This window comes from Bacillus sp. G402, assembly GCF_051172515.1.
GTDB classification, from domain to species: Bacteria; Bacillota; Bacilli; order Bacillales; family Bacillaceae; genus Bacillus; species Bacillus altitudinis.
Window position 1 is genome coordinate 76,294 of sequence record NZ_JBPIZC010000003.1, and the last position, 23,139, is coordinate 99,432.

19 protein-coding genes and 1 riboswitch are annotated in these 23,139 nt (G+C 40.5%); of the genes, 6 read left to right on the plus strand and 13 right to left on the minus strand.

Annotation, left to right across the window (positions count from 1 at the left end):
• The first annotated feature begins 1 nt into the window (after position 1).
• Positions 2-1,099, plus strand: coding sequence for a TRAP transporter substrate-binding protein (locus tag ACSBQP_RS14200; RefSeq protein ID WP_368774891.1), 1,098 nt, complete (start codon positions 2-4; stop codon positions 1,097-1,099).
• 25 nt (positions 1,100-1,124) lie between these two features.
• Here the strand turns inward: ACSBQP_RS14200 and ACSBQP_RS14205 are convergent, their stop codons facing one another.
• Positions 1,125-1,955: an EcsC family protein gene (locus tag ACSBQP_RS14205; protein ID WP_144668462.1), complete on the minus strand. Its 831-nt coding sequence runs from the start codon at positions 1,953-1,955 to the stop codon at positions 1,125-1,127.
• A 156-nt stretch (positions 1,956-2,111) separates the two neighbouring features.
• Between ACSBQP_RS14205 and ACSBQP_RS14210 the strand changes: the two genes are divergently transcribed.
• The 4 genes from ACSBQP_RS14210 (at position 2,112) to ACSBQP_RS14225 (ending at position 4,879) form a co-directional block, all read left to right on the plus strand.
• Entirely contained in the window at positions 2,112-2,372 is a 261-nt protein-coding gene (locus ACSBQP_RS14210; protein ID WP_003214275.1) for a GlsB/YeaQ/YmgE family stress response membrane protein, read from the plus strand.
• A gap of 229 nt (positions 2,373-2,601) precedes the next feature.
• A complete protein-coding gene (locus ACSBQP_RS14215; RefSeq protein ID WP_008346963.1) occupies positions 2,602-3,879 on the plus strand; it encodes an Nramp family divalent metal transporter in 1,278 nt (425 codons plus the stop codon).
• Between the two features lie 67 nt (positions 3,880-3,946).
• On the plus strand, positions 3,947-4,516 hold the full coding sequence (locus tag ACSBQP_RS14220; RefSeq protein ID WP_008346964.1) for a GNAT family N-acetyltransferase: 570 nt from the start codon (positions 3,947-3,949) through the stop codon (positions 4,514-4,516).
• Between the two features lie 99 nt (positions 4,517-4,615).
• Positions 4,616-4,879, plus strand: a complete 264-nt coding sequence (locus ACSBQP_RS14225) for a hypothetical protein (protein WP_008346966.1) — start codon at positions 4,616-4,618, stop codon at positions 4,877-4,879.
• Positions 4,880-4,918: 39 nt separating this feature from the next.
• On the opposite strand, the gene ACSBQP_RS14230 is transcribed toward ACSBQP_RS14225, so the two are convergent.
• The 11 genes from ACSBQP_RS14230 to topB all read right to left on the minus strand — a co-directional run bounded on the left by ACSBQP_RS14230 (position 4,919) and on the right by topB (position 20,698).
• Positions 4,919-5,140, minus strand: a complete 222-nt coding sequence (locus ACSBQP_RS14230; protein ID WP_072368455.1) for a hypothetical protein — start codon at positions 5,138-5,140, stop codon at positions 4,919-4,921.
• Between the two features lie 71 nt (positions 5,141-5,211).
• Positions 5,212-5,523 (minus strand): hypothetical protein, encoded by a 312-nt coding sequence (locus ACSBQP_RS14235; protein WP_072368456.1) that lies wholly within the window; start codon positions 5,521-5,523, stop codon positions 5,212-5,214.
• A gap of 14 nt (positions 5,524-5,537) precedes the next feature.
• Complete coding sequence (locus tag ACSBQP_RS14240) at positions 5,538-7,169, minus strand: T7SS effector LXG polymorphic toxin (protein WP_435028515.1); 1,632 nt, start codon at positions 7,167-7,169, stop codon at positions 5,538-5,540.
• Between the two features lie 232 nt (positions 7,170-7,401).
• Positions 7,402-9,123, minus strand: a complete 1,722-nt coding sequence (locus tag ACSBQP_RS14245) for a pyruvate oxidase (RefSeq protein WP_224559245.1) — start codon at positions 9,121-9,123, stop codon at positions 7,402-7,404.
• Positions 9,124-9,193: 70 nt separating this feature from the next.
• Complete coding sequence (locus ACSBQP_RS14250; protein ID WP_008347135.1) at positions 9,194-11,020, minus strand: APC family permease; 1,827 nt, start codon at positions 11,018-11,020, stop codon at positions 9,194-9,196.
• 113 nt (positions 11,021-11,133) lie between these two features.
• A riboswitch (cyclic di-AMP (ydaO/yuaA leader) is annotated at positions 11,134-11,281 on the minus strand.
• A gap of 66 nt (positions 11,282-11,347) precedes the next feature.
• A complete protein-coding gene (locus ACSBQP_RS14255; RefSeq protein ID WP_191219169.1) occupies positions 11,348-13,429 on the minus strand; it encodes a cellulose biosynthesis cyclic di-GMP-binding regulatory protein BcsB in 2,082 nt (693 codons plus the stop codon).
• 4 nt (positions 13,430-13,433) lie between these two features.
• Entirely contained in the window at positions 13,434-14,657 is a 1,224-nt protein-coding gene (locus tag ACSBQP_RS14260; RefSeq protein WP_435028595.1) for a glycosyltransferase family 2 protein, read from the minus strand.
• A 37-nt stretch (positions 14,658-14,694) separates the two neighbouring features.
• The gene (locus ACSBQP_RS14265) at positions 14,695-16,410 is read right to left on the minus strand and encodes a DUF2334 domain-containing protein (protein ID WP_435028516.1); all 1,716 of its coding nucleotides are present in this window, start codon (positions 16,408-16,410) and stop codon (positions 14,695-14,697) included.
• On the minus strand, positions 16,400-17,251 hold the full coding sequence (locus tag ACSBQP_RS14270) for a GGDEF domain-containing protein (RefSeq protein WP_046527399.1): 852 nt from the start codon (positions 17,249-17,251) through the stop codon (positions 16,400-16,402). Before ACSBQP_RS14270 ends, ACSBQP_RS14265 begins: the two co-directional genes overlap by 11 nt.
• Positions 17,232-18,314: a glycosyl hydrolase family 8 gene (locus ACSBQP_RS14275; protein ID WP_435028517.1), complete on the minus strand. Its 1,083-nt coding sequence runs from the start codon at positions 18,312-18,314 to the stop codon at positions 17,232-17,234. Before ACSBQP_RS14275 ends, ACSBQP_RS14270 begins: the two co-directional genes overlap by 20 nt.
• Before the next feature lie 197 nt (positions 18,315-18,511).
• Complete coding sequence (topB, locus tag ACSBQP_RS14280) at positions 18,512-20,698, minus strand: DNA topoisomerase III (protein ID WP_035390408.1); 2,187 nt, start codon at positions 20,696-20,698, stop codon at positions 18,512-18,514.
• Between the two features lie 183 nt (positions 20,699-20,881).
• On the opposite strand from topB, the gene ACSBQP_RS14285 reads away from it, so the two are divergent.
• Positions 20,882-22,018 (plus strand): hypothetical protein, encoded by a 1,137-nt coding sequence (locus tag ACSBQP_RS14285; protein WP_035390410.1) that lies wholly within the window; start codon positions 20,882-20,884, stop codon positions 22,016-22,018.
• Between the two features lie 51 nt (positions 22,019-22,069).
• Here ACSBQP_RS14285 and ACSBQP_RS14290 read toward each other — a convergent pair whose 3' ends face one another.
• The gene (locus ACSBQP_RS14290; RefSeq protein WP_435028518.1) at positions 22,070-23,125 is read right to left on the minus strand and encodes a tartrate dehydrogenase; all 1,056 of its coding nucleotides are present in this window, start codon (positions 23,123-23,125) and stop codon (positions 22,070-22,072) included.
• Between the last annotated feature and the right edge of the window lie 14 nt (positions 23,126-23,139).

Consider the following 23,139-nt stretch of genomic DNA (forward strand, 5'->3'; position numbering starts at 1 on the left):
CATGAAGAATTTACTCGCCTATACGCTATTGCTCATCATCGGTTTTGTAACCGCTTTATACTTTGGTTTTTATCATATGATGCCTAAATCAGCGACGACCTTCGACGATGAACAGACTGGGCTGAAGGATCAGCTTGTGTTCAAATTCAGCCATGTTGTCGCAGATAATACCCCAAAAGGGCTGGCTGCAAAGAAATTTGCTGAGCTTGTTCATGAAAAATCCGACGGCAGGATCAGCATTCAAATCTTTTCAAACGGGAGTCTTTATTCTGATATCGAAGAAATTAATGCACTAAAAGAGAATCAAGTTCAATTTATTGCTCCGTCTACGTCAAAGCTCGGCATGCTGTCCCCTGAATGGCTGGCACTTGATCTGCCCTTTGCCTTTTCTAACTACGATGCTGTCCAAGAAGGGTTACATGGTGCGATTGGACAGAGACTGTTCGGCACACTGCAAAAAGACGGACTAAAGGGAATGGCCTACTGGACAAATGGCTTTAAGCAAATCACTTCGAATAAAGGCCCTATCAAGCAGCCAGGCGATTTAAAAAACCAATCTCTCCGTATTATGCAAAGTGACATGATTGAAAAACAATTCAAGCTTCTTGGCGCAAAACCCTATCAGGAATCGTTTAATTCAACATTTCAGCTGCTAGAAACAAAAAAAGTAGACGGTGAAGAAAATACAATTTCAAATATTTATTCAAAAAAATTCTATCATATACAAGACTATATGACGATCAGTAATCACGGGTATTTAGGGTATGTCGTCTTAACAGATCAATCCTTTTTTGATCGTCAAACACCTGAGACGAAACGAATTTTACTCGAAGCGATGGAAGAAACAACCGCATGGAATGAAAAACATGCCGAACAGATGAACAAGGATCAGCTGGAGGATATTAAACGCGAATCTCCAATTGCGATACACGAATTAACACCAGCAGAGCGGCAAAAATGGATGAAGGCGCTCGATCCTTTGTATGATGAAGCAGAAAGGATCATCGGTTCCACCTTGATCAAACAAATCCGCGAGCTCCGGGCACGCTATGAATATTCTCCGATTCAAGCGTTTGATGAAGATGCTGAGACCAAATAAAAAATCCCTTTGAGAAAGGGATTTTTTATGCGCCGGAGTCACGCTGTTCTTGCTGAGCGATCTCCTCTAATCTTGATAATATTCTGCGCTTTCGATATTGCATGATGCCTGTTTCAGCTATTCCTTTTAACTGTGAGCGGTTGGACGCTGCACCAAACAAAATCCCCGCAATTGGAACAAGTTGAAACAGCTTCTTCCAACCAAACGAATCACGGTAGTTATATACGACCTCACGCCATCCTTGAATTTGAGAGATCATGTTTTCATGCTTCCCTTCTGATGCATGATAGCTCTTCAGCTCTTTTAATATTGATTTTTTCCCAACAACGTCAGCAGAATTCAGCTGTAAACATTTAATGATAAAGACTCGTTCTTCTTTATTTTTCGGATCATAGCCATAGGTGACGGCGATATCCTGTAATGTTTTTAAAGAGAGACCGAGGACAGCCGGAATATCTGCCGCTAATGTAAACATACCTCCGACACCTGTTGTCGCACCTTGCACAGTGGCGAGGTTAGTTCGGTTTTTCCCCATCTGATCACTAATGGCATCCATGACCTCGATCGGAGCCGCCTCAATATCTTCAATACGCTGAATCGATTCATCGGCACATTTCTTTTGAAATTGATGAATAATGCCTTTCTCTGACGTCAAATAGACACCGCCTGATTGAATGTAGTGCCCCATCTCATCTAATAACACACCGATTTTCTTTTGAATAAAGGCAGGGGTCAGCTTGTCCAGCATTTGAAATGGAAGCCGGCTGAGTTTCTCCCAAAACCATACCTTTTGCTGGTCTTTCTCCCACTTTTCAATCTCTTTTAATTGTGCTTTTAGCCACTCTCTTTCCTCCATGCCATTTGCCTCCTTAGATGCCGTTCAAGTATATGTCTGTTATTATACACAATCCTTGTCCATCATACGTATCGAACATTGAAGCGGTTCCGAAAGGTTTTAATCTCTTTTAAAACGGTTATTGCTTAGTAAACAAACAAAAGAGGAGTGATCAACATGTTAGGATTTCTGATTTCATTAGTTGTGGCGATTGTCATTGGTCTCATTGGGAGTGCACTCGCTGGAGGCAGTGTACCAGGAGGCTGGATCGGTTCAATGATTGCCGGGCTTGCAGGTGCTTGGATTGGTCATGGATTACTTGGAACGTGGGGTCCTAGTCTGGCAGGATTTGCGATCATTCCAGCGATCTTAGGAGCAGCCATTTTTGTCATTATTTTAAGCCTGATCTTCCGCAGCGTTGGATCAAGGGTTTCTTAAAAAACGATAGAAAAGAAGAGGAAGCAGAGGATGCACCGCCTAAGATCAGAGGCGGTGTTTTTTATGTTTTGATTGACAAGGTATCTATTTTTTTCACTTACATATGATAAACAAACCTATTAGTTCAGATAGTTGACTTTTCATGAAGATGGGCATATGATGATTAAAAATTGCATCGAGGAAACTTTTTGTGCCAAAGCAAAACTTTGTAGAATCTAGGTGATGACATATGACAAACAAATACATCGAGGCACAAGCCCACATGTCAGTGGCAGCGGAGCGTGCACTTGAAGGAAAGGTGAAGGGTTTTAGAAGGCTCCTTCCTTTTCTCGGGCCTGCTTTTATCGCAGCCATTGCCTATATTGATCCAGGAAACTTTGCGACCAACATTGCGGCTGGCTCGAAATATGGCTATCTTCTGTTATGGGTCATTCTCATATCCAATCTCATGGCCTTACTCATCCAGTCTTTGTCTGCAAAGCTTGGAATCGCAACAGGGAAAAATTTACCTGAAATTGCGCGAGAAGAGTTTCCAAAACCAGTCTCGATTGGTTTATGGATTCAGGGCGAGCTCGTCATTATCGCCACAGATTTAGCCGAATTTATCGGGGCTGCCCTTGGTTTATACTTACTCTTTCGTATCCCGCTGCTTGAAGCATCGATTATTGCAGCGATCGGTTCTTTTGCCATTTTAGAGCTCCAAAGGCGAGGTTATCGAGCGTTAGAAGCAGGAATTACCGGCATGCTGTTTGTTGTCGTGATTGCTTTCGCTGTACAAACCTTTGTCGCCAAACCTGATCTTGCAAGTGTCGCCGGTGGACTGTTCATTCCAAGGTTTGAAGGGACAGACAGCGTACTGCTTGCCGCTGGTATTTTAGGCGCTACGGTGATGCCGCATGCGATCTATCTCCATTCAGCCTTAACGCAAAGAAGAGTCGTCGGCAGAACGGAAAAAGAGAAAAAGCTGATTTTTCGTTTTGAGTTTTTAGACATCCTCATTGCGATGGTAGTTGCTGGCGCCATCAATGCCAGCATGTTGATTGTAGCAGCTGCTTTATTTTTTAAAAATGGTCTTTTTGTTGAGGATTTAGATGTAGCATTTCAGCATTTTGGAACTCTCGCAGGTCCTGTATCAGCGATCTTATTTGGTGTAGGTCTGCTTGTAGCCGGACTTTCCAGTTCTTCTGTCGGTACACTGTCAGGCGATATTATCATGCAAGGTTTTATTCAGTACCGCATTCCGCTGTATGTCCGCCGGCTGATTACCATCATTCCCCCTATTGCGATCATTGCATCTGGGGTCAATCCGACATCTGCGCTTGTGATGAGTCAAGTGGTCTTATCCTTTGGAATTGCGTTTGCTTTAATTCCGCTCATTTTGTTTACAAGTAAAAAACGAATTATGGGCGATTTGACGAATGCTCGCTGGGTGACCGGAATATCTTGGGTGATAGCAGCTCTTGTTGTCGCACTTAATCTGTTTTTAATTGTGGATACGTTTATGTAAAAGACAGTGATCAGGCTGTCTTTTATATCGGGTTGTGGTAGAATTTCCCTTGAGAGGATGTGATCACATGTTTTTTTATCAGGATCAAGATCTATCCATGCGGCTGCTTGAACCAAGAGACGCGAGAAGTCTGTATCTGCTCATCCAACGCTCAAGAGAGCACTTACGTGAATGGATGCTATGGGTCGATTCGACGCAGACAGAAGAAGATAGCATGGCGTTTATTCAAGGTGCCATGCAGCAAGCTTTGCAAAACAATGGTTTTCAGGCTGGAATCTGGTCACATGGAGAACTCGTTGGTATCATTGGCACCCACCAAATTCATTGGATTAATCGGACGGTTTCCATTGGCTATTGGCTCGGGGAAGGCTATCAAGGAAAAGGCATCATGACAAAAGCATGCAAAGCGGTCATTCACTATTTATTTGAAGAGTGCGGTCTGCATCGCATTGAAATAAGAGCCGCTGTTGATAATCAAAAAAGCAGACGCATCGCAGAGCGTTTATCTTTTTCACTTGAAGGCATATTAAGACAATGTGAATGGCTGGGCGACCACTTTGCCGATCACTGTGTGTACGCACTTTTACAGCCTGAATATATGAAACAAAAAACGAATTCAATCAATCAGCCCACTTAATTGTGTCGATTGCATGAACTATTTTACAAAGTGAAGCTTTGTAGTATCCGTTGTGATTGGCATCTGATAAAATAGAAGGAAAAAATCGAGGTATGATGTATGTCTCTTATTATTTTATTTTACTTATGGATTGTCCCTTTATTATTTGGCATTTTCTTCTCATTCCTAACAAAGAAAGCCACATACAAACGCCGCTTTGTCCCATCATATAGCATGGCAGGACTCAGCATCGTATTTCTTATTCTGGCACTCGTCTTTTCAGCCAGTCATTTCCTATTCATTTGCGGTATGTTCCTATTCGCCACTACACTTGTCGGCACAGGCATCCCGTTATTTTTAGCCTTTACCAAAACACCCTCATAAACAAAACCACCTTTTCGCTATGGAAAGGTGGTTTCTTTTTTACTGCTGAGGCATTCGGTATGTAATAGATGCACCTTGATTTTCTTCAACCGTCTTCACAATGTCTTGCAGAATCTCTGCTGCTCGATCGCTTGAGTCATACTTGCCGAGAGTTTTTGTCCAAGAATCATTTCCCATGATCCCTTCAATTTTTTTACCCTGTACTGTGACTTCATTGACGTGGACCAGACTTTGCTGGTTTTGTGTGAAAATCCATAACATGGCTGATTCTCCTTTTATGTGGTGATTGGATTAGATTAACATATTATTATTAGTTAAATAGATCATAAAATTTAATCTTCAATATAGCTTTCTGCTAGATCAATATCTTGTTTCATCTCTAATTCAGGATATTTTTTATCCAACCTACGCAAACATTTAATTAATTCCTTACTTTGTAAAACTTCTGATATGTCTTCAAACACTTCACTTATCCAATATAAATCTTCTTTACTGCAACGTTCTAAATATTCCAACGTTCTCTCTTCGTTTTCTCCGAGAATTTCTATTATTTCATCCCAACTCTTCTGTATACCGTAATCATCATTTAAATCTAATTTTTTTCTTTTATCTAATACTCTATTTAATGTATTTTCAATGTCCATGTTGATCCTCCACATTAAGGTTGTTTTGTAGCATCCGGAAAAATAGTTCCTACTTCTCCATTGGTTTTAATAACTCCAACTCTTACTCCTTTATATTCACCAAAGATAGCCACTCCATTTTCCACTTTAGAAAAATCAGGTGACTCAACAATTTTGGCACCCGCTGCCGCAATATCAGATTCTGTCCAGTTTTCTGGGAACCAAGATTGGTTAGAACCTGTTCGTTTTGCTTTCACCTTATGACCAGGCACATTCCCTATCCTAACACCGTTCTCATATACTTTATTTATATTATATTCTATATTATTTTCTTGTAAGAATTTTATATTGTGTTGTCCGTGTCCTCCACCCTTCATTTTTGAAATATCCCCTGTTTTAGGGTTTGTTGTGAAATCTCCTTTATTAGAATGTTTAATGCTATTTTCAGGTATTTTACTTAAACCACTTGTTTTTTTAATCCCCATCTTCCCATGAAACCCTTTCGCCCCAAACGGCAAAAGCATCCCCAGAGCCGCATTCATACTCGCTTCCTGCTGTTCTTTCGAGACTTTATTTCCAAACATGTCACGACCCGTAATCGCTTCGCTGAAGCCGTTGGTCGCAGTAAGACCGTATAAGCCTTTTTGCGATGTTTTTAAAGCATCAAAGGACTTTTGTGACGTCTTATAGATGTCGACTGCTCTGACTGCGGCTGACGTGGCTTGAGTCGTTTTACAAACGGCTTTACCGCCTTTGAAAATGCGTCCTGCCCAGCCGACAATCGGGATGTAGCCTGCTGCTGCCATGCCGCCTGCGGCGACTCGTTGGCCTGCGGTGAGTTCTTCTCCTGTGATCGGATCGACACCTGTTGCGGCACGTTTTGCATCGTTCACGCCTGTCAGCTCATTAACGATATTCCCACCGTAATTAAGAGCTTTTTCATACCAAGGACGGTTGGCTAGTGCTTCTTGTTCCTTTGCGATCTCGCGGGCTTCTTCTTGATCTTTTTTGATTTTTAGATATTCAGAAGTTTGCTTCTCAATATCGCTTTTTGCCTTGTAGATTTCGCTATTTTGATACGCTTTCTTGTCAAAATTCATAGGCGAAATGGATTTTCCGTCATTTGTCGCATTCATCATTTCTGCGTACAATGCCATTGTAGCCTGCTCCTCAGTCTCTGACAAAGCATATTCATCTTTTAGATTTTGATCAAGTTCTATTAAATCTTTAACCGTTTTCTTGCGTTCATCTTCCGCATCTGCAATCTTTTCGTCAAAGGTTTTACTATCAAATACCTCCAGAGAAATGAGGTCATCAATATCTTGAAAAATCGTTTTGAATGCTTTTTTTTGATCCTTTACAATGCTTTTGGCGTTTTTGATGCCCATATGTACAGCGTTATCTAAAAAGTGTTCTTCTACAAAGGTATCGCCGCCAAAGTTTGTATCATCAAGCGTTCCAGAAACACCTTCATGAAAGGCTTTTTGCTTATCAATAAAGCTGATGAACATGTCCACATTTCCGGCGAGTTCTTTATAGAAGCTTTTAATGTTATCGGCACCTTTTCCAGTAAAGTCGTCACCGAGATTGGCAACACCTTGTAATGCCTTTTTTAAATCTATCATTTGTTCGCGGAGTTCCTGATAGTGTTTTGCCCTTGTATCCATGGCACTGGTTAGTGCTTTTGCATCAAGTATCTTGCCCAGAAGAAGCCACTCCCTCCATTATTGATCATAAAGTCTATTTTACCTTTCTCATCGAATTGGAAAAATAGGCTTTAAGTTACAAAAATCCAGTCTGGATATTTTTATACAAAAGAAAACAAGTGACAATTGAAATGTTTTTCCTTGTTCAACAAAAAAGTCAGTCCCCTTAATTGGAGGACCGACTACCTGCTGTTTAGAAAAAGCGTTTGAGGCTTTTCTTGAGTGGAGGGATATCCAGCTCACCTTTTTCAAAGAATTTTTTCAATAAATATTTACTAAAGCCTGCTGCTTGTGTGTATGTGATTTTACCAGGTAACGGTGGTTCATTGGTCACCGCAACATCAATGATCACAGGTTTATCAGCTTGAAGTGCTTGATCAAAGGCTGGTGCTAGTTCTTCATGTGATGACACCGAGATTCCTTTACCGCCGCATGCCTCTGCAAATTTTGCAAAATCAATATCTTCCAGCTCTATACCATAGTTGATGTTGCCTTTTACCTGTTGTTCATATTCAATCATACCAAGGTTGTTGTTGTTTAAGATCACAACGACAATTGGCAGTTTATATTTTACCGCCGTCACAAAATCTTGCATCACCATTGTGAAGCCTCCATCACCACAGACAGCAATGGCTTGGCGGTTTGGTTCGTTTAATTTAGCTGATATTGCGCCAGGTAAACCACAGCCCATTGTGGCAAGCCAGCTGGAAATAATGAAATCCTGCTGTTTCATTTCGAAATGACGTGCCATCCATACCGTCACATTACCGACATCAACTGAAAGAATGGCATCATCATCTACCGCTTCTTCTAATCTAGCGATGACTTGCTGCGGTTTAAGCGGTGATGTGGCAATAGATTTTTCCTTATCCATTTCTTCTCGCCACTTCATCATATGCTCTGTACAAGCTTCAAGGAAACCGCGCTGCTCTTTATATTCAATATAAGAGGTTAGTTCATGAAGACCATTTTTACTGTCACTTACAATCCCCACTTCTACTGGATATCTTTTACCGATCTGATCCGGTTTGATATCCAATTGAATGGCAGGTGTGTCTTCCGGTAAGTAATCCCTATATGGGAAGGAGGTTCCAAGCATGATTAATAAATCGCACTCTTCCATCGCTTCATATGCAGGCTTCGTCCCGATCTGACCTAGGTTCCCTAAAAAGTATGGATGCCTGTCTGGAACAACACCTTTTGCAGGAAGTGTAATGACGATCGGTGCAGCTGCCTTTTCTGCAAACGAAAGAAGCTCTTCTTTTGCATTTCTTAATCCTTTTCCTGCTAAGATGACTGGCTTCTTCGCATTGTTAATGAGTTGAGCAGCCTTTAGCAGTTGATCTTTCTTGGGCCGCACGTCTCCCTCTACGTAAAGAGGAGATGTATAAACGGGACTCCGCTTAATTTTCTGAGAAAATAAATCATCTGAGACAGTGAGAACCGCCACCCCTTTATGGGTATAAGCAGCTTTGATGGCTTGATTCAATAAGTCAGGCAGAGCTTCTGCTGTTTGTACTTGCTGATTAAAGACAGCAACATCGTCAAACATCCGCTCTAATTTGATTTCTTGAAATGCATCTCTGCCTACTTCAGTTGAGGCAACCTGCCCTGCAATCGCTAATACAGGTGCACCATCCGCTTTTGCATCGTATAGTCCATTTAATAAGTGGACAGCACCTGGCCCAGCAATTGATAAACAAACACCAAGTTTGCCTGTTAGTTTCGCATCAGCTGCTGCTGAAAGTGCTGCCACTTCTTCATGTCTTGTTTGTATAAATTGAATTTTGCTTGATTCATGCCTTAGTTCTTCGATTAATTCGTTAATACTGTCGCCGGGCATTCCATAAATATGTTTCACGCCCCACTCTTCCAGTAGCGCTGTTACTTCTTTTCCTGCGGTTCTTTGCGGCATGTGAGAAAACTCCTTTTTTCTTACTCCATACCACCGCACCCTTTTGATCAAACGTTTCAACTTGCTCTTGCTACTTTTTAAAGTGATATGGAAGAGTGGCGACAACAATATCCCGTTTCCATAATAAACGGAATCTTAATAAGAAAGCAGATTGATTATGCAAAATGGTGTGCCATCTTTTTTTCGGAATAAATTGAGGGACGAGCACCATCACTCTATATTGATGTGCATTTGCTTTCGCTTCAATCGTTTCAAGAAATTTATCAAGCGGGTGAATGAGACTTCGATAAGACGAATGTAAAATCACAAGACGCACATCACTATTCAGCTTTTCCCAATCAGCTTCAATTTTCTTGTCTTTCTCTTTATCAAACGATACATGAACCGCTATGACCTGGTCTGATAAGGATTTTGCATATTGCACAGATTGTTCGACGACACGTGTGACACCTGCTATTGGGACGATGACCACATTTCCTTTGATTTCGACAGGCTCGGTTTCATTCAATAAACGCAATTGTTCTCCAACAGACAGATAATGTTTCTTAATAGAATGAAAAATAAATAGAACAATTGGCATGAAAACAAATACTGGCCATACAAGGTGAAACTTGGTCAAAATGAGAATCATGAAAACCGTAAATGAAATAAGTGCTCCCACGATATTGATAGGCATTTTCACTTTCCATCCCTGTGGTTTTTCACGAATCCACTTTACACACATACCTGTCTGAGACAAGGTAAATGGAATAAACACACCGACAGCATAAAGTGGAATGAGGTGTTCCGTTTTCCCATCAAATAGCCAAATGAGCAGCATAGAAGCTACACCTAAAAAGATAATACCATTGGAATAACCAAGCCGATCTCCTCTCACTGTAAACATGCGCGGCATATATTTATCTTTTGCTAAGTTGACAGCCAATAATGGAAAAGCTGAAAAGCCTGTGTTTGCCGCTAATATTAAAATTAAAGCTGTGACAGCCTGAATGACATAGTAGAAAAATGTCCGTCCAAATGTGTCTGATGCAATTTGTGACACAACCGTTTCTTCTGGCTTTGGCGAGATGCCAAAACCAAACGCAAGCAATGTCACTCCTACAAATAGAACGGCCAGTAATCCCCCCATCATCAATAAAGTTCTCGCTGCATTTTGTGCAGCTGGTTTTTTAAAGGATGGAATTGTATTAGAAATCGCTTCAACACCAGTTAAAGCAGAACAGCCAGACGAAAATGCCTTTAATAAAAGAAATAACGTGATGCCTGATACATGTGTGCCAAATGCTGTATGTTCAGGTGCTGGCGGCACTTGCCCAGTTAATAGTTTAAATCCGCCCACCCCAATTAAAATGAGCAATGAAAAGACAAATAGGTACACAGGATAAGCCAAAATAGATGCCGACTCTGTCAGTCCACGAAGGTTTAACACCATAATCAATAGGACTAATACGATTGAGATCATGACATGATATGGATATAGAGCTGGAAAAGCCGATGTGATCGCATCGGTCCCAGCAGAAATGCTCACTGCTACGGTTAAAATGTAATCGACGAGTAATGATCCACCAGCAACCAGCCCTGGTTTTTCACCTAAGTTTCTGCTGGAGACGACATACGCCCCGCCGCCTTCTGGATAAGCATAAATAATCTGGCGGTAAGATAGAATTAACGCCATTAAAAGAATTAATACACAACCTGCAATCGGGAGTGAGTACCAAAACGCTGCCGCACTGACAACTGATAGAACAATCAAAATTTGTTCTGTACCGTATGCGACTGACGACAATGCGTCTGATGACAATAATGCCAAAGCTTTGATTTTTGATAGTTTTTGTTCTCCTGCTGCCTGTGATTTTAATGGTTTACCAATTAAAATACGCTTCATCAAACTGTACATGTGTTGCCCGCTCCTTTAGTGTCAAACGATTTGAGTTACAAAATTTTGGATCGCCAAAAAGACACAGAGGCAATAGAATGCCCCTGTGCCTATTGTTTAGATCACAGGTTGGTCTTTGCTCTCTTTAACGCTTACGAGGTTAGCTGACGGATTCGGGCGCATGAGATTTTGCCCTACCTTAAAAGGATTCACCCCACGTGGTGTTTTATACCACCACAATTGGTTCCCCCGCTCATCGAAATGATTCAGCGATTGGTCTTTTATAAAAGAGATCATACTCCCGTTTGACACCAAAGTAAAGAGATTTTTTCAAGGTCTTTTGATCGTTTAGAACTCAGTCTTTTTACGGTTTTTTCGTACGAAATAGACAATCATCACAAGCACAAAAAGGATGAGTGCAGCGATACACGCAAAGTAAATCCAAGACTCGCTGCTGCTTTGTTTTTCACTTGTTTTCAGACTGCTCGATGTGCTGCTGACGGATTGATGATTAGAAAACACGCCTTTGTTTTTACTCTCTATTGCAACTGTTGCTTTTTCTGTATTTGTTTGAAGAAATTGCATCACTTCATTTGACACGTTAGCTTCAGCTGCAGTCATTCCTGAAAAGACTGTCATTGTCTGTTCTTTATTCCAAACAGATGGCTGCGTCCATACAATTCGGGCCGTTGTTTCGTTGATCATTCCGAAAGAAGATACATCATACTGATCCTTTTTCACCGGAACAACGAGATCGGCTGCATTTTCTTTCAGAAGAGAGAATGTTTGAATGCCTCCGATGAAAATGAGAGGGTGATTTTTCAATTGTTCATTTGTCACTTGAGATGCTTTCATTAAATGATATTGAGCTACTTCTGGCTGACTAAAAGATTCCGTCAACATGGTCATTTGATTGATTGTTTCACGTTTGATTTGATCTGGTATGATGATCAATGTATTTTTCGAACTGAACGGGAGCGGCCATGCGGCTAAATCTGGCTTTTCACTCATTGTTCCTTCTGGTATTTGAAGAGAACTATTTTTGTCAATGAATATCCAGCCTTCTTCATCCGTATGTCTGCAGGATTCCATGTTTTTAAAACCACTTGTGACAAATTGCAAATCAATATATTCATTTTTTTGAAGTATCTTTGAATCTACTGGAATCGAGACATGATAGAATCCATTCGTATCTTTGTTGCCTAGTTTTGTTAAGGGTACGTCGTGCGGTTCGTCATTGATCATAACAGTTAACCGTTCTGTTTTGCTTGCTGCTGTATCAGATTTTTTGAATGAAAGATTGAGCTTTGCACCAGATTTTTGGTTAGCCAGTAGCGCTTTCGGATAATAGTAGTGGTCGGATGCCGTCTTGTTGGTCCCAACCGTGACATCATCTCCGCCAAAATCTTTCAAACGAATCTTGTGAGATGGTTTAGACGTTTGGGCTGCAGTCTTTTGAATCAGTAAGTCCGTTCCAGTCAGTTGACCCGTTAATTCTGACTGAGTCAGAACATTGATTTTTTCAGCAATTGTCACAGGTTTTTCCGCTGTCACAAATAAAATGGGCTGTTCTGTTTTCTTTGCTGTCAAAGTTCTCATCGCTAACGTAAGATGACTGCTTTTTGTTTTAATTCCTGCAGCTTGTTCAATCGTTTTCAATCGTCCATCCCAGCTTCCTTTAGCTCCCACAGCAATCGTTGGGTGCGTCACTTGCTTGATGTCTTTTTCTTGGATAAGTTTGATCTCTTTTTGGCGATCTTTGTTTTTCAACGTACGGTATACTTTGATGGCTGCTTCTAATTCAGCTGCATCCGGTGAATTAGGAATGACAATGTCTGTCTGTTCTTTCTGATCACCCGTTTGAATAAAAGGTGATGGAAAGTTGTCTAATGCGAGGTCTTTCTTTTGAATTCCTTTGAATACAAGTTCACTTTCAGGATACACTTTTAGCCAATTAGCAGGTGTCTCTTGGTTGATACACACGCCTTCTTTTAAGACACCATAAAATGTGACCTGAATGCGGTGAGTACCTTTTTTCAATTGTGATTTGTTCAACTTGATTTGAATCGACTTCTTCTGGTTTTTCCCTGATACAGGGATGGTCTTTTCGATCTCTCCGTCAATCATAACAGTGAATGAAGAAGGTGAAATCAATAATGGTGAAGCCTCTATATTTAACGTCAATGTGCTTGACTCTGTTTTTTCCTGATCCACTTGATAGGTAAATTCAGTGCGGTCTTCTTGTCCATATAAGGTCACTACGTCTTCTGATAGATGCTGCGTTTTTGTTTTGCTTTCTTTTGAAGGTTGAACCCAATCATCTTGGACTTGAACTCGGTTGGATTGCGCCATTGCTTGACCTGCCATGAAAAAAGGCTGGATCGCTAAGGATAATCCTAATATATAAATCAACCATTTTAACGATTTCAATATGTCACCCGCTTTTCTTTTGTTGTTGATTGTAACGCTCGGTTTTGTACCATTTCACTTCTTGTTTCAATAATCGGCTTTTCGCCTCTACACATAAGGAGTACACAACAAGCGCAATCCATACTTGGGAATAGGTAAAGTACATGAGAGTCACAATGAGAATGTTTTGTTTGGTCAGCTCTGTTTTCTCTATGCTTAACGTAATCATCACTTCTGTTAAAAAGAGGAAGAAGGCTAAACCCCATAGAATGAGTGCCACAGCTCCCACAGATAAGTGAAGATCAACGAATAAGTTTACGATAAAAATGCCATTGGAGAGCAGTACACCAAAGAAAAATAAGAAATACGTAAAGAAAAAATAAAATAAATCGAAAATCATTCGTTTTCGTTTTAATTTCATAAACTGTCTTAAAAATTTGAGCACAACATATTGGTTGCCTCTAGCCCAGCGTGTTCTCTGCCGCCACCAGACTTTCCATGTTTCAGGCTCTTGTTCCCATGTAATCGCAGCAGGAAAGAACCGAATCACATAGCCCAGATTATACACACGAATCGTTAATTCAGTGTCTTCAGCTAGTGCATGGACATCCCAGCCGCCAAGCTCTTCTAAAATGTGCCGGCGGATCGCAAAGTTGGTGCCTGGTATCGTCGCAATGCCAAACCATTTCCATCTCCCGCCTTGCGCCATCCACTGGAAGCAGATCGTTTCTATGTTAATGAATTTTGTCAGGAGGTTTTTGGCTGCATTGATGACCCTGAATTTCCCGACAACAGCACCTGCTTTAGGATCATTCAATAATCCAAGAACCAAATGGTAGACGGCTTTCTTTTCAGGCATATTATCTGCATCGTATACACAAATAACGTCTCCTGTCGAAGCCTTCAAGCCTTCATTCAGTGCAGTAGATTTCCCCTTCCCTGCAAATGGCGGTTTTGTTTCAATCATATGAACATGATCGTATTGCTCACTAAATGATTGCACAATCTCCCCTGTACAATCAGAGGAATTGTCATTAATCACAATGATTTCAAGAAGGTGTTTGGGATAGGATAACTGGACCATGGCTTTTAGCGTCTGCCGAATGACCACTTCTTCATTATGTGCTGGAATGAGAATGCTGACGGTCGGCAGATCTTTCCCTTGTTTCGTCCATTTAGGCAGCACTTTTTCGTAAGTTAAATAGTGCTGAAAGCCTCCCTGCATCAGAAACATATGATATAGGAGCATGATCCAAATCAGTATTAATGATAGGTAAAATAAGATATCAGCCACCTGATTTTCTCTCCTTAAAGATCCGTTTTTTCATGGTCAGCCTTAAATACAATGTGTAAAAAGCAAATGCCACAATAAAGAGCAGCACCACCATTGTGAGTATTCGAAGCATATTTTCCATCCCGCTTCGTTTGTGTGTTTTTGGTTCAGCTATATTGGATTGCTCTATTTGAATATGACCATTTCCTGCTGTTTTGATCTGGACATTCTGAGTTTGAACAGTCTGTTTTGTTTTCTTTAAATCTAGCCATTCACTAGAAGGGATCGCATCCATTTGTGTGATTACATCTTGCAGCCCATCTATCCCCGCTTCCACATCATAGGACAGCCCAATGGCGGCGGATTGGATATGTTGCATGGATTGAATTGTCTGCTCAGTCAGTATGTTTGCACCTTCTTGGTCAGACGCTGTATCTATAGACTGTTCAGGATATAAAGTCATGCCATGAAGCATGGCGGGTGTCGTCAAAAACGGTGATGCACTTCTTGTTTTCCATGTACGGTCTGAGAGCTGCACCTGTCCAAATAGACTGGACACATGGCGGGAAATCACTTCATAGCCTTGCAGGGAAATGGCGTCATTTGGCACTTCAAATGCAATCGGATATAATCCCTGCTGCGCGAGCAGTTCAATGCCTTTTGTCAGCTTTTCTTCTGTATAGATGGCTTCTTGATATTGATTGGATGTGATATACGCATTAAAATCTTTTTCATTTGGAAAAAAGCTTTTGTTCAGCTGCTGATCAGCTTTCTCTGGTTCATTTGACGTAACGGGCTGATTGTACTTTACATCCCAGAATTCAAAACCTTTACCCGACTCCTCCGTTCGATACGTACGGCTAAACCCATGAAGAACGACACTAGCTCCATTGCTTTGCAATTGTGTTAACACGTGGACAAGTTTAGGCCGGTCACTCAGCGTCACTTCATCCCCTGTTGCTGGATCAATCCATATAGGGGTCACCGCCAGCAGAAAAGGGATATGGCGAGCTGTTACGTATCGTCCAAGTTCAAGTAACTTCTTCTCATCCGTGACGGGGTTAATCTTCCCAATCTGTAAGTACTTTGTCGTCGTTTGATTAGAAGCCGGCAGGAGACTTTCCAGCACCTCTGCAAGCAGCTTGTCGTGCTGAAGGATATTTAGCATTCCGACATATGCCGCACCTTCTTTTGTTTGAATCACAAATGGCTGTTCAGCTTGATTTTTCTTCAATAAGAATTTACGTTGCAGATCTGTCCCTTGAACCGCCTGAGCTGTGATTCCTCTCTCTAGCTGACGGTATTCTTGATCATCAGTATCTTTGATTTGACTGATGTGATCTTGTTTGTGAAAAGTAAGCTTGGAGAATGGGCGAAGCTGTTCCGCATTGTATCCTATTGCAATTAAGCGTTTTGATTCGTTTATGTGACGAATGGTTTGTGCTTTCAACGTTCTCTTTTCTTCACCTATATAGATAACTAGCTGAGAGTCATTGAGGTTCTTTTCAGTGATTTGTTCATCAGATAAAATGGTCGTTCGTGTGGAAAAATGCCCCACAAGTACATCAAGCATATGAACAGTTGGCGTTGTCTCACCTGATTGTGTGGAATAGATAATAAGGGTACTTGGCTCTTTCTCAAGTGCACCGGCTGATGTACTATCTTTGATCGAAAGCATAGAAAAAAGAACGATTAACAAACAACATTTCGTCAAAACATTAAAGTTCATTCATCATCATCTCGTTTTCTAGTTCTTCTAAAAATTGCTCTGGTGTCCGATAGTCCGAGCTGCTTGTTAAATGACAGACATGAAAAGTTAAGGTCACTTCACGACCATTTAGCAGGACATGCGTTTGCAGTTTATCCTTTAGCTTTTCAAGAACGATCGAGACGTTTTCTGCAGGTGTGTGAGTGAGCAGCAGCCCGATTCGTTCTTCGGATAATCGAAATTTCTTATCGGTTTCTCTCACACTTTCGCGAATCTTCATACTGAGTTGCTGGAAAAGATGCTGCATTTCTTTTTCTCCATATAATGTTTTGAATTCCGCTGAGTAGTGCATATGAAGAAGGATAAAGACGAATGGCTGTTTGTATCGTTCTGCTCGTTTCATTTCCTCAGATAACTCGAGCCTCATCCGCTCTGCATTGTCAAAGCCTGTGGTTGAGTCAATCGCTACAAATTGTTTGATGGCCCTCTTTTGTTGGTCAATGGTGTGACGCATCGTTTTTATTCGCTCATGCACGTTTCCAGCAGAAATAGCAAAAAAGAGAAGCGCCACGCCCCATATCACGACATCTTGCAACGTTTGATGAGAAAAGAGTGAATTTGTGTGACCGAGCTCTGTAAAGAACATCCCGCTTCCTATAAAGAACAAAATCAACAAAGTAAAAACCAATGCTGGCAAAATACCAAATAAAATACCGCATCCTATCACGACAAATGTGAGTGTGATGATCATGACACTCTCCGCATCACGTCCATTCAAGTAGCCCATAAATAAAATGAGTCCCGCAAACGTGAGGAGCAGCGTATAATACGTGCGATAGGTGTTACTGAATAACCTTTTCATTTAGAAGCTCCCTTTCTGCAATTAGAGGCAATAAATTATCAAATGAGTGTGTATCTTTTTCGTTCATATAGCCTCCGTAATAAGGCTTGAGAGGATCTTGGATTTGCAGCTCTTTCATTCGGTGATAGACGTCTTTTGCAAAATCATCTTCTCCTTGTTTGAGTGCATATAAGATCACCAATGCATAGACTGAAGGCGATTCATACGTCACTGCTGGCTGTAATGTGCTCAGTTTATATCGTCCATACAGTTTTCCTTCCTTTTGGAAGTTGGTTTTCAGCCATTTCATGATGACTGATGTATCAACCTGTGCACGTTCGGCATGAAGAGCCGTATAAAGCTGATCGATCAAGTTGATTTCCTGATCAAATGAGTAGACTTTCTTCGCTATGTCATAGGATTTTGGAAAAAAACCTTTTTGTCTCGGTGCATTTTGTAGAATGGCCAATTGGTTGTTCATCATTTGTTCTGTGAATAGGTGGAGGGATACTAGTTCTTTGATTGCTTTTGGGTCAAGATATGAAAGTGTGATTGTATGTGAAGTTTGCTTTGTCGATGCATCATAATAGTCGGTCAACATACCCTTGAACATGTTTTTGTCTTTTAACGCTTTTGCGATTTTTTTGGCTGTGGTTTGATACACTGACTTCTGCCACAATTGATCTGCTTTTTGAAGCGCTGTTACTACACGTAAGTCATCAACTAAAGCATTGACTTTGCTTTTTTGATGAGATTCGATTTGCCAGCTAAGAAGATCATGTTCCAGTAAGAATTGAGTGCGCAGGACGTCTACTTGTTGATCAAAAGATGTTTGATCTTTTTTTCTAACAAGATAATCCATCCAAAGTCCGAGCGATTCTGATAAGTAAGTAGGCTGTTCCGCAAGCGAGGTTCGAATCATACCTTGGTCTGTCATTAAGTGGTGAGTCATAAAGTACTCTCCTGACAATACTGGCTTTGCAGGTTCTGGTTGAGTTGAATGTTGCTGCTGTTTCCAGGTACATCCGCCTAGTAGAATGACAATGAGTATAGCGATAGCTGTACGATATATGGGTGTATCCATTCGTGTCCCCTTTCAATCCTTGTTCTCTCTAAGCATCTAACGATTTATTATAGAGCGTTTCTGTTTAAATGAAAATAAATATTTTATGCCAAATTACGAGTCTTTTCGCTTACATATTCCCATTTACAGAAAAACAACATGTCAAAATACTCTAAAAAACAAAAAACCCATGCGAATTCACATGGGTTTTTACACAACTATTGATCTAATTTTAGTTTCTTCAATTGTTCTGCAAGTGCGTTATTGATTGGTTCTTCCACTTTCTTTTGTTTCTTCATATATTTGGACACATCGTGCTTACTGGCTCGTTTTTGATTGGATTGTGATTTGCGTTTTTCGAAAACAGACAGTTTCTCTCTATGACCACAAACACAGGCAAATATTTTACCATCGCCTTCTCCGCGCAGCTCAAGCTTTTTATGACAGTTCGGGCAGCGTGCATTTGTTTTCTTTGCCACATTTTTTCGATGTCCGCATTCTCTATCCTGACAAACAAGCATGGTGCCGTTTTTCCCGTTCACTTTTAACATGAGTTTTCCACAGTCAGGACAATGTGTGCCTGTCATGTTGTCATGCTTAAAGGTTTGGTTCGTTTGTTTGATTTCAGATACGGCTTGTTTTGCATATGACTTCATTTCACTCATGAATTGAGAAGCTTTCAATTGGCCTTTCGCAATTTTAGAAAGCTTTTGTTCCCATTCCGCTGTTAACGCAGGTGACTTTAAATCTTCAGGTACTAAAGAAAGAAGCTGCTTCCCTTTCGATGTGATGAAGATGTCTTTGCCTTTTTTCTCAATTAAGAAGCTGTTAAACAGTTTCTCAATGATATCAGCTCTTGTGGCCACTGTCCCCAATCCACCCGTTTCGCCAAGGGTTTTCACTAAGTCTTTTTCCTTGTTCTCCATAAATGCAGACGGGTTCTCCATGGCAGATAAAAGGGTCGCTTCGTTAAAACGAGCAGGAGGTTTCGTTTCGCCTTTTGTCTCTTTTAATTGGCGTACGTCAAGTGACTGCCCCTCTGTTAATGCCGGCAAGTGCTGATCTGCTTCGGCTGATTCCTCGTCTTCATAGGAATCATCGTACACGGCTTTCCAACCGGCTGATTGCACAATTTTCCCTTTCGCTGTGAATGTCTCACTGCCGATCTTGGCGATCACTGTTGTTTCCTCATATTCAAAGGGGGTCATCAGTACAGCGAGGAATCGCTTGGCAATCAGGTCATATAATTTACGCTCTTTATCGCTTAATGCACCTGGATACAGCTCTTCCTCGGTTGGAATGATCGCATGGTGATCTGACACTTTGGCGTCGTTGACAAAACCTTTATGCGCTTTAATGCCTGATTGTAAAATGCGATTCACATGCTGCGCGTAAGGTCTAACGTTCATTCCTTTGAGTCGATCTTTTAATGTAGGCACGATATCTGCCGAAATGAAACGTGAATCCGTACGCGGGTATGTGACGAGCTTATGCTGCTCATACAGACGCTGAAGTGTAGACAGTGTTTCTTTTGCTGAAAAACCGTAGCGTTTATGGGCATCACGCTGCAGCTCTGTCAAGTCATACAATCCTGGAGCAAAGGCTTTTTTCGCTGTTTTTTTCAGTGCATCAATTACTGCAGGTTTTCCTTTACAGGCTGCCAAGCGCTCCTTCACTACATCCTCTTGGAATGTACGGTTTTGTTTTGTCTTTGCATCCTGCCAAGTCAGCGTCAGTCCGTCTACTTGTGCAGTCAGACCAAAGAACGGCTTCGGCTGGAATTGCTGAATGTCTTCTTCTCGTTTGGCGATCATGGCGACCGTTGGTGTTTGCACCCGTCCGCAGGAAAGCTGTGCATTGAACTTCGTTGTCAGCGCTCTTGTTGCGTTGATGCCGACAATCCAGTCTGCCTCTGCACGCGCAACCGCCGAGCGATACAAGTTATCATACTCTCTGCCGTCTTTTAATCGTTTGAACCCTTCTTGAATAGCTTTGTCTGTAACAGACGAAATCCATAAACGTTTTAGAGGCTTTTTCACATGCGCTTTTTCAAGAATCCACCTTGCCACAAGCTCCCCTTCACGTCCAGCATCTGTTGCGATGACAATGTCTTTTACATCTTTTCTCGCCAGCTGCGCTTTGACCGCTTGGAACTGCTTCCCTGTCTTTTTCATCACGACAAGCTTGAGTGGTTCTGGAATAATGGGTAAATCCTCTAGGCGCCAGGATTGAAATTCTTTCCCGTAGCCTTCTGGATCAGCCAGTGTCACCAAATGGCCAAGCGCCCACGTGACAATGTATTGATCTCCTTCTAAAAAACCATTTCCTTTTTTATGACACTTCAGCACACGCGCTAAGTCACGTCCTACTGAAGGTTTCTCTGCTAATACAACTGTTTTTGACACGAAATTTCACATCTCTTTCTTCTATCCATCCTTTTATTATAGCAGACGTGGAGATGCGGTTCTAATGACGGATTATTTCTTCAATCGTTTGATGATTTCGTTTTAGATTGTCCTATATAGTTATTGGTACACACCTTCACAAATGTTATTATTAGTATAAAAAGAAAAAATTAAGGAGAACGAATGCAAACTGTTTGGACCTATATCACTAAAGTTAGTATAAAACAAGGTTTGAATTTATCTTTAGTCTATTATATTTTGATAAGTTTACTTAGTTCCATACATATTATGATATTTAAACTATCATTTTTTCTCATCCCATTATTTTGGATTTTAAAAACCATATCTCTCTATATATCAACAGTTAAACTTAAGCACCTAGATATTACTGATGAGAACTTTAAAGTAGACCGTCAAATCCGAGGTCAAATTATAATGTTAATATCTATAATTTTTATTTTAGTAGAAATAACCATTGGTTTGAATTTCAATATATTCTATCATTTTTGGAATAGTATCCATGGAATTTCTTTGCTTTCTTTTAGTTTTTGCTTAATTCTAATCGGTTTATCAATATATCACAATAATTTTTATATTAGATTTTTAGGGATTATTAGCACTACATTTTTCGGATTTTTCGGTTTGATTTTTTTAATCCTTTCAGTTTTAACGTTTGTTATAACTCTTTTTTCATTTTCCACAAACAATAATGCATATAATCACCTTATGAAATTCATATCAACTTTCAAAAATGAAAACCTTATTATTGTTTCTTATATTCTTAATGAGAAATATATTTTTGTTTTTATTATAATAACTATATATTCTGTAATATTTCTTTTAATAATTATTATATTTCACCCACCATATCAACTGGATCAATTAAGCAATGTACTTAAATTAAGTAATATTGTCATTTCATTAGTAACTATATCTATTTTTTTCCATGTGAGTATTAGTTTCTCTGGGCCTTCATTATTAGAACAAAAACAAGTTGCATTGAAATTAGTAGAAAAAGAAAAAATATACTTCGATGAGATAAATATATATATAAAGAATTTTTCAAAAGCTAATCTTATTAATCTCGCTACAATTTTATTTACACCTTACATCGTTTCACTTTTAGTTACAAATTTCTTTTTGGATTTGAAGAAAAATCTAGCTAAGAAAAAATCCTCGAAAATTTTAAGTGAATGTATTCACTTAGGTATTTGTTATAAAAATGAAGATATACAAAGCAAAAAATATTTTTTCTATGCAGGAGATAAAAACGCTTGGTTACTATATAACACTCTATATAACACACTTTCAAAAAAATAAAATCAAAAGGCGAATTATAGATACTACTTGCCTATATTTATAATTAATACGTTATTTCTTCAATCGTTTGATGATTTCATTCGTGACTTCTTGCGTTTGATAGGCGCCGCCGATGTCTGCTGTTAAAAAGCCATCTGCTGTGACTAATTCGATGGTTTCGAGCAGATGGGTGCCCAGTTCTTCCTCTCCGAAATGATCCAGCATCAATTTAGCGGTCCAGATTTGACCGATCGGATTGGCAATTCCTTTTCCAGCAATGTCTGGAGCTGAGCCGTGTACTGGTTCAAACATGGATGGGTATTTGCCATTTACATTGATGTTGGCGGCAGGCGCTACGCCAATACTTCCCATAATGGCTGCCCCAAGGTCTGTCAAAATATCACCAAACAAGTTACTGGCAACAACTACATCAAATTTCTCAGGTCTAGTTACAAAGAAGGCTGAGAGTGCATCAATGTGCTGTGAGTCTGCTGTCACCTCTGGATAATCCTTTGCTACGTCTTGAAACACTTCATCCCAAAAAGGCATGGTATGAACGATCCCATTCGATTTCGTTGCACTCGTCACATGCTTTCGCCTTTTTTCTGCTAATTGAAAGGCAAAACGCATCGCACGCTCTGTCCCTTTTCTTGAGAACACTGCATTTTGAACAGCAAGCTGATCTTCTCCTTGATAAATACGGCCTCCAATTTCACTATATTCACCTTCACCGTTTTCTCTGACAACTAGAAGGTCGAAATCCTTTGGCTGAGCAAGCGGTGAGCGAATGCCGCTCAGCTGTTTTGCAGGTCTGACGTTTATCACTTGCTCAAATTCACGTCTAATTTTAATGAGCAATCCCCAAAGTGATACATGATCCGGCACTAAATTGGCATCTCCGACTGCTCCTAAGAAAATGCTGTCAAAGGCTTTTAGTTGTTCCAATCCATCCTTTGGCATCATTTCGCCATGCTCTAAATAATACTCACAGCTCCACGGAAAGTCCTGAAAGGTGAAAGACAGACCGCCATGCACATCTGATACCGCTTTCAAAACTCGAATAGCTTCAGGCACAACTTCCTTTCCAACCCCGTCACCTGGTATCGCTGCAATTGAAACATGCTTCATTGATTTTTCCCCCT